The following is a 13210-nucleotide window of genomic DNA, read 5'->3' as shown; positions in this document are numbered from 1 at the left end:
TGTTAATTAAGATGCAGGTCATAAGCACCCGCTACTTCTGTAGAAACTTCGCCCAGCCATCCGGCTTCCTGATTCACCCCGGTATATACTTTAATAAAATCGATTCCGGGAAGCTTAACGTAATTTCCGTTTCTGTCTACTGCCCATGAAATATCAATATTGGAAGCCTCATCATTATTCGGTGCGTTATCTGCATATCCATAATCATAGGAGGTTCCTACCCAATAAGCCCCCGTTCCGCTCTGGTCGTAAAAATTATCCTTCAGTCTGGTTCCTGTAAAGCTGTAAGAAGCCTGGGAAAGCCATAAAGGATAATAGCTTTGTGCATGGAAGGTATTTTTAGTTTTAAATCCAGAAGTCCCATTATTATCCTGCCATTTGATGTACTCCACATCAGTCTGCCAAAACTCACTTCCGGGAACGGGAGGTTTATTTTCATTGGGTTTGAAATAGGTTATACTGTAATTTTTAAGAGTGGTATTCTTAAAATATTCACTGCCGGCGATTTCGTACCATTCGTCTTCATCCGGTTTTCCGTTTTTGTTTTTATCATAAGCCACCATGATGATTCCCGGTTCACATGATCCGGATCTGGTAGCATTGGCACTATTTCCCCAGAAGGCATTTCCAAGAATTTTAAAATCTCTTCCTTCCAGATTAGCAATGGTATGATCGAAGCCGAAAGCAACATACCCTCCGTATCCGCCAAGGGTAATCATCGTAGAGCTTCCGCCGATAAGAGATTCTTTTGCCTTTCTGATCATATCAGCTTCTGTATTTCCGTTCAGATATTCAGGCATTTCATTGATGAACTGCCCTACTGCCGGACGATAATCAAAAACATTGCTGATATATTTACTGTAAGGCACTGCTTCCTGGTTCACAATGATGGATGATTTGTAAATTTTCACAGCTCCTTTTGCCTCAACCTTCAAAGTCAATGGGTATGTTTTGGTAACAGCACTTACAAAATCCAGCTGAAGGTTTTCAGAAATAATAGAATCGTTGATGCTCCAAGTCAGCTTTCCTTCGATCTTCGGATCGATGTTTAACAACTTAAGCCTGTCAATCGTATAAGATTCTTTCAATACTTCTGAAGGAAAAGTTACTTCTTCCACGATTTCTTCAGTGTCACTTTTACAGGCTGCTGCTCCTAACAGAACAGAAGAGAAAAGTACTGTTTTTATGATATTTATAGTTTTTCTTTCCATTTTTTCATTTAATTATTTGTATAAAAAAGCAAAATGGGCAGGAATATTTCCGCCTTCGGTTTTCCATTTGAATTTTCCGCTTTTATCAAAACAGTATACATATCCCGTGGTTACATAATTCCGGGCATCGGTAAGGTAGATGTCTTCAGTATAAGGATTAACCGCAATACCATAAGGTGCTTTGATCTCGTCGGCGTACTGCTGGTCTATGATTTTAGTTGCGATTACCTGCTCTGTTTTTACATCAATGATCCCAAAAGTTTTAACATAACTATGGGTATTGTAATTGAATTCATTGCCATAGTAATACAGTTTGTCATTCACAATCGTCATTCCGCTTACGGCAACATGAAAGTCTTTTTTAACCGCTCCGGTAGCAGCATCCACGAGAAACAGGCTGGATGGTATGTTGTAATAATCACCTCTGGAACTCACATAAAGATCTCCGTAATTATCTTTTCTAATGCGGTGAAGGTTAATGGCTACATCAATTTTTTTGGTCTCTGTAAAACTGTTAAGATCAATCACAGAAACTGTTTTGTCATAATTCGGGAACATATAGCCTCCGGAATTGGCTACATAAAGTTTATCTCCAATGATTTCCATTTCTTCAGGCTGATAACCTACCACTACCTGCCTTTCAATGGCCAGGGAAGCCGTATCAATTTCCACCACTTTCCCTGGTGGCGAATTCGGGTTTAATTCAACAGGACCGGCATAACTGCTGGCATACACTTTTCCTCCTTTGAATTTCATATACCGGCAGTTCTGCAGCTGTATCGTTTTGATACGTTTAGCCGTCTTGGCATCCAGCACTTCAATTTTGTTGGAAACATTCACCACTACATACATTTTACTTCCGTAGATCATAATATCATTTCCTACATCACCAAGCTCTTTAACCACATTCGGGTTGATCTCTCCATAGATATTCCGTTGATACGTTCCACTGGCATAATCATAATAATCAAGGGTACACTTGTTACTCCCCATGTTTCCTTCGTTCAGAAGATAAAAACCTTTGATGGGTGTATCTTCTCCGGCACCTACCTCTTCTTTTTCCGAGGGGATAACATAATCATCCGTCCGGCATGAGAACAAACAGAGCATGGAAAAAGCCAGAAGGCAAAAGTTTAGTTTTTTCATAATGTAAAACTTACAATGAGTTTAAAATTTCTTCCGGGCATAGGATAATTCCTTACCACGTCATAATATTGATTGAGGACGTTGTTGACTTCGAAACCGGCTTTGACCTGATGGGAATGCCAGTTGAATTTTTTCTGAACAGAAAGATCATGGGTATACCACGGCTGCAGATAATTGGCCCGGATGTTATTCAGCTGAGCATCGTAACGTTCTCCGGTATACATAAAACTGTAATTGAAACTCCAGTCTTTATAATCTGCCATCATGGTAAAAGTTAGGGCATGCCATGGTACGTAAGAAATCTGATCTCCGTAATAGTCTTCTTTTTTATCGGTATAATCCCCGGCTCTTTGATAAGTATAGCTTAGCAGAGGTTTCAGTTTCACTTTATTGATATCGAATTCAGCCTGGATATTGACATCCGCCCCCAGGATTCTTACTTCTCCGAGATTCGTCATCATCCACCTGAACAGATTGGTAGTAGGAACTGCGATGATCTTATTTTCCACTTCATTATAATATCCGTCTGCCTTCACATAAATTCCTTTAAAAAACTCATGGTCATACAGTTTCTGATAAGTAAAACCAACATCATACTGTCTGGTAAATTCAGGTTTAAGCATGACATTTCCGATCATGGTGTAATAAAGATCATTGAAAGTAGGCATCCTGAAAATCCTTTTATAAAATGCCCTTACGGTAAAGTCTTTTGAATCAAAGGGCTGATAGCTCAGAAATGCAGAAGGGGTCCATTCCGTTTTATCGGGAGATTTTGCATTTTTTTCTACATTTTCATGTACAAAGGTTCCGAGTACACTTCCCAGAAATTTAAACCTTCTCCACTGATAGGTTGTAGCAAAGGCCAGTAATGAAGTATATCGGGTAGGAAATGAAAAATCCCTGAGACTGGCATCCAGATTATTGTACTGAAAATCAAAACCTGCGCTTACATCCCAGTCTTTAGTAATGGAATAGATATTAGATGAAGAAAGATAGAATTCCCTCTGAGTATAGGTATTATCGATACGAAGTGCTGTTGTTGATACATTAACTGTATCCAGAAATCTGGAATAATCGTAAGCAAATTTGGCTTTCACCTGAGTCTCAAATTTTGGGAACAGTTTTTTTCTGAAATTGGCCTGAATAAAATAGTTTTCATCCAGCATCTGCTGCCCTTTGGGACCGAAATCATTATTCACAATAGCTGTAGGAATTCCACGGTCTGAAATATATCCGTAACCCCGTACACTCCAGCTTCCGTCATTAAGGGTTCCGTTAAAACCGGTTTCAAAACGTTTGGCCCGGATGTAAGAATCATATCTTCTGGCAATGGTATCATTGGCAACAGAACCATCAGCATTTTTCTTTTCGTATTTATACTTGTACAATCCTTTGCTCTGAACAAATTCTGAACTGAAACTTGCGGAAACCCGATCTGAAATCTTCTGTTCTAAACGGAATGAAGGATTAAAGAGACTGATAGACCCTAATTTCAATCTAAACGTTACGTTCGTTTTTTGATTTCCTTTAAATACAGGTATTTTAGGTTGTAGATAAATAGATCCCGAAGATCCGAAATCCTTTGCCGGCTGAAAAATTTCACTTTTCTGGCCGTTATATAAAGAAATTGACTCTATATCATCAAGGGAAAATTTTCCGAGGTCCACCACTCCGTTCTGTGCGTTTCCGAGTTGAATTCCATCATAAAAAACGCCGACATGCTGGCTTCCCATACTCCGGATATTCACCGTTTTCAGACCTCCCATTCCACCGTAATCTTTGATCTGAACACCGGAAAAATACCGAAGGGCATCTGCCACCGACTGACTGTTAAGTCTTTCCAGTTGTTCCCCCGAAAGAATCTGTGCCGGAAGAATTTCTTTAAAATCTTTTTTATAAATCTGAATAGGAAGAATCGTTTTCTCCCAGATGCTGTCCTTAGACTGTGAGAATACAAGATGAGAGGCTGCCACAAAAATTGTGATAGCTCCCTTTTGAATCAGAGAAGCAATAAGTTTTGTCACCATTAGCTCATTTAGAATAATGATGACGCTAATGGATATAAGAAAGCAACGACAAAGCACAGCATTCACTGCACAGAATCATTGTAGTCCTAAGCTTTATTCCACGAAAGCGTCAAACGTTCATCATCTGGCAGGTCTTCTGACTTACTCCGTTTCTGAAATCCTTCCCATTAAAAAACAGTGGATATATTATTCAAAAACTTTGGTGTGGAGCTTACAGCAGCGGGTCTGTCCCGGATTTTCACCGGATTCCCTTTTAAGCGCTTTTTACGGCTCACCAGATTCCGGCAAAGATAAACAATTATTAACACATTCAAAACATGAAATAACAAAATGATTTTCAATGGGATAAAAACATTTAACAATAACCTGTTGCCAGCAAAAGATAAACCCTACAGATAAAAAAATATCTGTAGGGTTTCACTTAAAAACACCTCTTCCCAAGCGATCAACTGTTCATCAAATCCCGATATTCAGAAAAATACTGAAACGGGATTTTGCCTCAATATCTCCTCCTGCCAGGTTGGTGTAAGCAGGCAGCATAATCTCACTCCCGAGACTAAACTTTTTATAAGATGCTTCAAAGCCCAGCTTCCCATACAAAGCGCTTCCTGACGTGCGGGGTAATGCTTCTCCGTACTGTCGGTTGGTATCATATACTTCACCCTGAAATCCAGCCTTGGCAGATAAGATGGTTTTCTCGTTCCCTGCAACCTGATAAAATCCTGTTGCGGCATAATTCCATTGGTTTCCGAACTGATAATGCTTTTTATTTTCCGTTTTGATGGTATAATCCGTATTAATCAGAACTGCCAGCTTATTTCTCTGGAATTTATAATTCAATGCAGCCTGATAATCCCAGCTCCCTGTTCCCAGCTGAAAACTCGGATTAACTCCGGACATCCCTTTTTCGTCAAATTTACCTAAAGGAACTTTTATTCCCAGACCTCCATTAAGCTGATGGACATTCTCCTTTGAATTAACGATCTGATAAATTCCCATCAGGTTCAGATCTCCTATTCCATTGATACGGATGTCTCCCTGCATTGTTTTCTTTCCGTGAAAATGGAATGGCAGACTGGCATAAACACTCAGTTTTTTTGTCAGAGGAATTTTTCCCCAAAGCTGAAGCGTATTGAAATACTGATCCTGTGTAAGATCTTTCACAAACAAATTTTCTTTTGCCTTATAATGCTGGGCAAAATATTTAATCCCGATAAACTGAGGATTCAGCAACGATTCAAAACCTGAAGAGCCATTTCCGGCCGCACAACCGCAGGCATCGCAGTCATCAAGCAGTATTATTCTATTAGCATTATTGGAAACCTCCATGCTATCGTTAACAGTTTTAGCCTGAAATCCAACAGATACAACCATTCCTGTCATTACCATTATTGTTTTCGTGTTCATTATTCAGAAAATTTGGGGTTAGAAATAAAGTTTTTATCGGAAAGCGTTTTCAGAAAAGCAACAATAAACTGCTTTTCCTGACTATTCATAGCTATTCCAATATGACCGTTCTGTTTTAGCTCCGGATCCAGATTAGGATTGTCTTCTACTCCGTCCGAATAAAAATTAAGAACGGCTTCCAGTGTATAGAACCTTCCGTCATGCATATAAGGTGCTGTATATTCTACATTTCTAAGACTTGGCACTCGGAATTTCATCCAGTCGTTCTGGTCGAGGGTTACCCGGTAACGCCCAGGATCTTTAAACTGCGAATTATAATACATACCCGTATTTCTGAAACTTTCATCTGTAAATAGTTCTCCGCTGTGGCAGGAAGCACATTTCTGCTGGAAGAGAGTCATTCCCTGGGATTCTTCTGTAGTCAACTTTACTTTTCCCTGTCTGAAACTGTCATATTTTGATTCTGCTGAGATCAGGCTTGCCATAAACTGAGATAATGCTTTCAGTACCCGTTCTCCTGTAATATTTTCATCTCCGTAGGCAGCAGCAAAAAGTTTTTTATATTTCGGATCTTCTTTCAGTTTTGTAATGGCTTCCGGCATCGAGCTGTCCATTTCATTCACATCTGTAATCGGAATAATGGGCTGTTCATTCAGATTATGGATCACTCCATCCCACATATACCTTTTCAGGAATATCATATTCTGGATGGGTGGTGCATTCCGGATTCCTATTCTGTCGTCTACGCCATGGCTTACATTATGTCCGTGGTGGGTAAAAGCATTTTCCTGAATATGGCAGAACCCGCATGAAATGGTATTATTCCGGGAAAGTTTGCCTTCATAAAATAATTTCCGGCCTAGCTCAACACCATTTTTAGTAACCGGATTGGAAGTCTTATCAAAAGTCATATCAGGAAAATAAGAAGGAAACTGCAACGGATAAACTTCGTCTTTGTCCAATGGCTGTATCACCTCCTCTGAACAGGCTGTAAAACTCATCAGAGCAGCTAGGAGCAACACTATTCTTGGTAGTATATTAATCATTGTGAACATGGTCTACTTTAAATATTTTCGTGAGATTATCCGTTACGTCTACCAAATGTTGGTTTGAACCCATCGCCATATCATTGTCTGTAGTCAATGTCAGGTTTTTGGTTCCGCTCAGAAACTGGTTAAGATCAGCCAGAACATGGATAGATGGCTTGATCTGGTTGGTCACCCTGGCCGTAACGGGAAGGTTCAACGTAATTTCCCGGTAAAGATCAGGCGTATTGTTAGCCGCTACATTTCCCATATTTCCGGTGTGGTTCATAAATTCTTTATCTGCCGATGCATTTCCATATTTCCCTTCCAGCTTTACGAACACATACCCGGCAGCCCAGGACCACGACATTCCTTTCTGTTTAGCCCTATTCCAGAATTCTGCCTGCCCGTCCTGCCCCAGCAGATAAGCTTTCTGACTGAGCCCAAGTCCGAATTTTATTTTCTTATAATTATTTTTAGGAATACCGTTCAGATCCAGATAGATCACTCCTGCTTTGGCATCTGCCTGATCGATAATGAAAGCCCCTTTGTCCGGATTATTTTCGTTGTATTTGAATTCATTTCCATTTTCATCGATCAGACTGATATTACTGATGATATATTTCAATGTTGAAAATTTATGTTTCTGCCCTGCTGCAGAAGTCTGTACCGTTTGATCCAGCACAATATTTCCCAGATTATTAAACCCGTTTTCAAATTTTACCTGAATATTTCCTGCTAAAGAATCCTGAGGATCCTCGTCATCCCGATTTTGACACGATGTAAAAGCAGCCAGCGTAAAGGCTACAAAGAATAATGATAAAAATTTATAGATTTTCATTTTGATTTTTTAAGTTGAATTTTTGAAATAAAAGTAGTGCTGAATGTGCGAAAACATTCAGTTTTTTTGATTGACAAAAGACAAAAGATATTTTAACACTTATGCTATTTTAAGTGATGAAATAAGAGCAATTAAACTTTTGAAATAAAAAATTCTGTGATTTTTGCTGTTAGTCTTTCGAATAAAAATAAATAAAAACTTAAAAAACCGGTGGTCTGAAAATGTGTTTCAGAAACAGAAATGAATAGGCTTCTTCGTAGATGAAGCTAAAGTTGAAAAAAGGTATTTTTTCAGTGGTGATAACTTCCGTAATACCGGAAGGAATATAAGTATCGAGAATTTTCTGCCCTGAAGTTTTGGTTTTATTTAAAGGAGAAGAATCGGTATCGTTTGTTTTGGCAAGCTCTTTAGTGAGGTAACATTTTCCGTTACAGTGAACTTCCGGCCTGCTTTTATTGATACACAACACTTTTGAGATATAATCATAATTTACAGCATACTCCGCCAATGGGATCAGGGGTCTGAACACCATGTAAAGGGTAAGGAATATGCTGCAAATTAAATTCATTGATTATTTTTTGCTTACGGCTTCATCATATCTTCTGCTCACTTCTTTCCAGTTCAGCACGTTCCAGATTGCAGTAAGATAATCCGCTCTTTTGTTCTGATACTTCAGGTAATAAGCGTGTTCCCAGACATCAATTCCCAGGATTGGGGTTCCTTTTTCCTCAACAACATCCATCAAGGGATTATCCTGGTTAGGGGTTGAAGAAACGAATAGTTTCCCGCTTTTATCAACGGAAAGCCATGCCCATCCCGAACCAAAACGGTCAGCTCCTGCCTTGCTCATTTTTTCTTTAAAAGCGTCCAGGCTTCCAAAGGTTTCATTGATCGCTTTCAATAATTTAGCTGAAGGCTGCGTATTTTTTTCAGGGGTAAGAACCGTCCAGAAAAGTTCGTGGTTGTAGTGTCCTCCGGCATTATTTCTTACAGCAGGCGGAAGTTTGGAAACTCCCGACATGATCTGAAACAAAGTCTGTTTTTCCTGTGGAGTTCCTGCAATGGCTTTATTCAGGTTAGCAACATAAGCTGCTGCGTGTTTTGAATAATGGATCTCCATCGTCTGTGCATCAATATTTCCCTCCAGCGCGTTGTATGCATATGGCAAAGGGGTCTGCTTAAACTGGGCAAAAGCGAACTGAGCAGCCAATACTGCGCTTAAAGCCGCTATTTTCAAAATCTTCATAACGTTTTGTTTTTATGGTTGAACAAATTATTTTTTATTTGAGAAAGGAAGATGGAGGCTGGAAGAAGGAAGTTTTAATTAGTCTTCTTAATCAGAAATCATTAATCCTATCAAAAATTCCCTATCGTTTCCTCCTGTCTTACTACTTCAGCAGTTTTTTAATATCCTCAATTAATATTTCGCGGTCTGGGTGGTATTTTCCGTTAAGCTTTGGAGTTTTCCCTTCCAGATCTTCGTAATTCAGTCCTGAATAATACAGGATCGGCATATTGTCTTTATTGTACCTGCATCTGATGTTTCCTTCCTGATCTACAAGGGCAATCATTCCACTGTGATTCAGGCTTTCGCTCTCATCTTCTTTATCACCTACATAAATATTGAACTGATCTGCCAGCTTCCCGATATAATCCCGGTCTCCGGTTAGAAAATGCCAGTCGGGAGATTTTGCGCCTACACTTTTAGCATGTTTTTTTAACGCTTCAGGCGTATCGTTTTCCGGATCAATGCTTATGGATATGATCCCAAAGTCCGGACTGTTGATCTCGTCTTCAATAGCTCTCATATTCCGGTTCATTACCGGACAAATTGTAGGACATTTGCTGAAGAAAAACTCTACCAGATACACTTTTCCAAGCATATCTTTATTGGTGATCTTTTTATTATTTTGATCCGTCAGTTCAAAATCCGGAACCTTCATTACGGTATAAAGATTCTTTTTAAAATATCCCATTCCGACACCTATTCCTATAAAAAGTAAAGCCATTACAGCGATAGGAATAATCACTTTTGTTTTAGCTTTGGTTTCCGTCTTTTTATTCCTGGACATATTTCTGAGGATTTTTCTTAAACTCGTCTTTACAGTAGGTATTGCAAAAACCGTACGTTTTATTTTTATAGACTGTTGTATCTTTTAAAAATTCGGCTGTTTTCATATGGCAGACAGGGTCTTCAGCATTGACTACTTTTACATTTTTCAGGTTTTCTCCGGAAGTACTCATCGATTTTTTATGTTTTACTTTATGGGTTTCCTGAGCACACGAAAACAGGGATATTGACAGCAAAGCCGTCAAAATAATTTTTGATTTCATTTTAATCTTAAATTGAAATTAATGATAGGATGAATGAAGTCTTTTGATTTTAATACAAACCTGCTTTAATGGCATCAAATGCTGTCACAAGGCATTTCAGGATCTGTAAATTAAAATCAACTAAAAAATTAGTTTAAAAGAAAATCTAAACCAGCGGAGGATGAAATATTTTTGAAAAATATTCTGAAGTATGGAAACTATTGGAGTTTGAAATACTTTTTCCGGAGGAAATTAAATACCCCTGTATGGGATTAAAAGAAACAATATCATTGAAAATAAAAGCATCCAGTCCTGCAATTTTTATAGTTTGAGAATTATTAGACTGCTTTTCTGTTTTGGCCAGCTCTTTTTCAACATAACATTTTCCCTTACAGGTTGACTGGGGAATGCTCTTCTTTTCGCAAAGGTTCTTTACAATATAGTCGTAGTTTACAGCATAATTGACCAGTGGCAGAACAGGGCGCACTGCAATGGTAAAAATGATGAATATGGAAATAAAAAACCTCAACGATTCAGTTCTGTAGTACAAATATACTATTCAAAATTAGTTTATGCCTTATTCCTGATGAATGTCATTGATTAATTTTGGTTAAAATGGTTAAGGTGTATAGATTTTTTTGCCGCGAATGCACAATTTTTTTATCCATTATGGATTTGCGGATTAACTGTATAAGTTTTGGCTAAAGCCAATGGATTATTTTTTATTATTTAGGTGGACAAAAGTCTACCTCTATTGAATAAATTCTCCGGATTATCAGATGTGTATCAAGATTTTTTAGAAGTTTTATTTCCCATGGATTGTCCAGATTGCATGGATATTTTTAATACTCGCTGATTGGTCAGATGACGCAGATTTATTATTCTGAGATTAATAGACATCTTCGATTTTTAAAACTTTTAGGCTTTTTGTGGTTTAAAGAAAATCGGATAGATTATTGCGCTTAATTTTTGTTTTTATACGCAAAGGTTCATGTATAGGCAATATTGATTTTAAGGGAGCAAAGTGTAGAATCAACTCCGTTGATTCGATGAAGCGATGGATTGGCCTTCGGCCAATTCTAATTCTTACAATGAAGGATTATAATTCTAAAAACCTTTGCGGCTCTTTAGCGTTAGGTCAACAAAAAAACTACTTAATCAGCAAGAATATTTTTTCTAAACCTTATAGGTTTTTGAAACCTATAAGGTTTGAGACTATCTTATCAACAGAAATCATATATTGAGTTGTTTTTAAGCTGTAACTGCGTTATCCAAATTTCATCCTCTGAATTCTCACCGCATTTAAGATGGCCAGCAGAGCTACTCCTACATCTGCAAAAACAGCTTCCCACATGGTAGCCAGACCTCCAGCTCCTAAAACCAGAACGACAGCTTTTACAGCAAAGGCCAGGATAATGTTCTGCCATACGATCTTTTTCGTTTGCTTTCCGATATTAATTGCCATCGGTATTTTGCTGGGTTTATCATCTTGAATCACAACATCAGCGGTTTCAATGGTTGCATCGCTTCCCAGTCCACCCATTGCAATTCCTACATCACTTAGGGCCACTACAGGTGCATCATTCACACCATCTCCTACAAAGGCTACCGTTTGATTTTTAGCCTTGATCTCTTTTACTTTATTGACTTTATCTTCAGGCAGCAAATCTCCGAATGCACTATCTATACCCAACTGATCAGCGACATATTTTACGACTGTACTTTTATCGCCACTCAGCATGGTTGCTTTTACGTTCATTTTATGAAGGTTATCCACCGTTTCTTTGGCATCACTTTTTATACTGTCGGCAATGGTGATAAATCCTGCAAACTTTTTATCATAGGCTATGGCAATAACGGTGTAAACAATATTCGCATGGTTTACATCATAGCTGATATTGAATTTATCCATCAGCTTAAAATTTCCTACCAGCAGTTCTTTTCCTTCTATGGTTGCCTTTAAACCGTGTCCTGCTATTTCTTCAACATTGTTCATGGGAAGAGAGTGATCAATTTCTCCAACATAATTGTGAATGGCTGTAGCTACAGGGTGCGTGCTTTTGCTTTCCAGGGCATTTACCATTTTCAAGATCTGATCTTTATTGAATTCAGATGTAATATTTACTTCCTGCACTTTAAATACGCCTTCGGTCATGGTTCCGGTTTTATCCATTACCACATTCTGAATTTCTGCAATACTGTCTAAGAAATTACTTCCTTTAAACAAAATTCCGTTTCGGCTGGCGGCTCCGATTCCTCCGAAATATCCTAAAGGGATAGAGATCACAAGTGCACACGGGCAAGAGATTACAAGGAAAATTAATGCTCTGTACAGCCAGTCTCTGAACTGATAATCATCCACAAAGAAATAAGGCAGCAGACAGATTCCTATGGCCAGAAAAACAACGATCGGAGTATATACTTTTGCAAACTTTCTGATGAACAGCTCAGTTGGTGCTTTTTGCGCTGTAGCATTCTGCACCAGCTCGAGAATCCTGCTCAGTTTACTATCTTCATAGGCGGTATTTACTTTTACCAGAGCAATACTGTTCATATTGATCATTCCGGCCAGCACGGATTCTCCCTTATTTTTGGTATCCGGTTTACTTTCTCCTGTCAGGGCTGCGGTATTAAACGATGCCGAATCTGAGAGAAGTTCTCCGTCTAAAGCCAGTTTTTCTCCGGGTTTCAACTGAATAACGTCTCCTATTTTGGTTTCTTTAGCTTTAATAGTTTTCGGCTGATTATTTTCCATGATCGTCACCTCATCAGGACGCTGATCCAGCAATGCTTTTATATTTCCTTTTGCCCTGGATACGGCCATTCCCTGGAAAACTTCTCCTACGGAATAAAAAAGCATAACAGCCACCCCTTCGGGATATTCCCCGATCACAAAAGCACCTACTGTAGCGATTCCCATTAAGAAAAATTCAGAAAATACATCACCCTGAACTATACTTCTCCAGGCTTCTTTCAAGACAGGAAAGCCAACAGGCACATAAGCTGCCAGGTACCACACCAAACGTATCCAGCCTGTAAACCATTCTGTTTTGATATAATTATCCAGCGCTATTCCTATCAGCAAGAGTACGAACGATACTATCGCGGGAAGAAACATCTGAAAAACGGTTTTATCTCCCGTATCATGAGAGTGATCATGCCCATCTCCTTCTGAGTGATCGTGCTTATGTTGTTCTTTTTTTAGTTTTGTACTGCAACATTCTTCCATAACTGATATTT

12 protein-coding genes and 1 riboswitch are annotated in these 13210 nt (G+C 38.7%); all 12 genes read right to left on the bottom strand.

Translation table 11 applies throughout. The annotated features are described in order from the left end of the window. Positions 1 to 2 precede the first annotated feature (2 nt). The 12 genes from FW768_RS17270 to FW768_RS17215 all read right to left on the bottom strand — a co-directional run bounded on the left by FW768_RS17270 (position 3) and on the right by FW768_RS17215 (position 13199). Positions 3 to 1211 carry a cell surface protein gene (locus FW768_RS17270; RefSeq protein ID WP_153397551.1) on the bottom strand — a complete coding sequence of 403 codons (1209 nt, stop codon included), beginning with the start codon at positions 1209 to 1211 and terminating at the stop codon, positions 3 to 5. Positions 1212 to 1223: 12 nt separating this feature from the next. Then, positions 1224 to 2357, bottom strand: coding sequence for a YncE family protein (locus FW768_RS17265; protein ID WP_153397549.1), 1134 nt, complete (start codon positions 2355 to 2357; stop codon positions 1224 to 1226). After that, a complete protein-coding gene (locus FW768_RS17260) occupies positions 2354 to 4384 on the bottom strand; it encodes a TonB-dependent receptor plug domain-containing protein (protein WP_153397547.1) in 2031 nt (676 codons plus the stop codon). The genes FW768_RS17265 and FW768_RS17260 overlap by 4 nt, the downstream gene beginning before the upstream one ends. A gap of 109 nt (positions 4385 to 4493) precedes the next feature. Beyond that, a riboswitch (cobalamin riboswitch) is annotated at positions 4494 to 4678 on the bottom strand. A 162-nt stretch (positions 4679 to 4840) separates the two neighbouring features. Beyond that, positions 4841 to 5791 (bottom strand): transporter, encoded by a 951-nt coding sequence (locus FW768_RS17255; protein WP_153397545.1) that lies wholly within the window; start codon positions 5789 to 5791, stop codon positions 4841 to 4843. After that, positions 5791 to 6792: a cytochrome-c peroxidase gene (locus FW768_RS17250; RefSeq protein ID WP_394349981.1), complete on the bottom strand. Its 1002-nt coding sequence runs from the start codon at positions 6790 to 6792 to the stop codon at positions 5791 to 5793. The genes FW768_RS17255 and FW768_RS17250 overlap by 1 nt, the downstream gene beginning before the upstream one ends. A gap of 37 nt (positions 6793 to 6829) precedes the next feature. After that, positions 6830 to 7657 (bottom strand): MbnP family protein, encoded by an 828-nt coding sequence (locus FW768_RS17245; protein WP_153397542.1) that lies wholly within the window; start codon positions 7655 to 7657, stop codon positions 6830 to 6832. 199 nt (positions 7658 to 7856) lie between these two features. Next, positions 7857 to 8225, bottom strand: coding sequence for a hypothetical protein (locus FW768_RS17240; RefSeq protein WP_153397540.1), 369 nt, complete (start codon positions 8223 to 8225; stop codon positions 7857 to 7859). A 3-nt stretch (positions 8226 to 8228) separates the two neighbouring features. Then, a complete protein-coding gene (locus FW768_RS17235) occupies positions 8229 to 8903 on the bottom strand; it encodes a superoxide dismutase (protein WP_153397538.1) in 675 nt (224 codons plus the stop codon). 142 nt (positions 8904 to 9045) lie between these two features. Continuing rightward, the gene (locus FW768_RS17230; RefSeq protein WP_153397536.1) at positions 9046 to 9729 is read right to left on the bottom strand and encodes an SCO family protein; all 684 of its coding nucleotides are present in this window, start codon (positions 9727 to 9729) and stop codon (positions 9046 to 9048) included. Continuing rightward, on the bottom strand, positions 9716 to 9991 hold the full coding sequence (locus FW768_RS17225) for a YHS domain-containing protein (protein ID WP_153397534.1): 276 nt from the start codon (positions 9989 to 9991) through the stop codon (positions 9716 to 9718). Before FW768_RS17225 ends, FW768_RS17230 begins: the two co-directional genes overlap by 14 nt. A gap of 145 nt (positions 9992 to 10136) precedes the next feature. Next, positions 10137 to 10520: a hypothetical protein gene (locus FW768_RS17220; protein WP_231128719.1), complete on the bottom strand. Its 384-nt coding sequence runs from the start codon at positions 10518 to 10520 to the stop codon at positions 10137 to 10139. Between the two features lie 717 nt (positions 10521 to 11237). After that, complete coding sequence (locus FW768_RS17215; protein WP_153397533.1) at positions 11238 to 13199, bottom strand: heavy metal translocating P-type ATPase; 1962 nt, start codon at positions 13197 to 13199, stop codon at positions 11238 to 11240. Positions 13200 to 13210: the final 11 nt, after the last annotated feature.

Source organism: Chryseobacterium vaccae (assembly GCF_009602705.1).
Lineage (GTDB): Bacteria > Bacteroidota > Bacteroidia > Flavobacteriales > Weeksellaceae > Chryseobacterium > Chryseobacterium vaccae.
The sequence above is the reverse complement of the archived record's forward strand: the minus strand, read 5'-3'. Positions and strand labels throughout refer to the sequence as shown.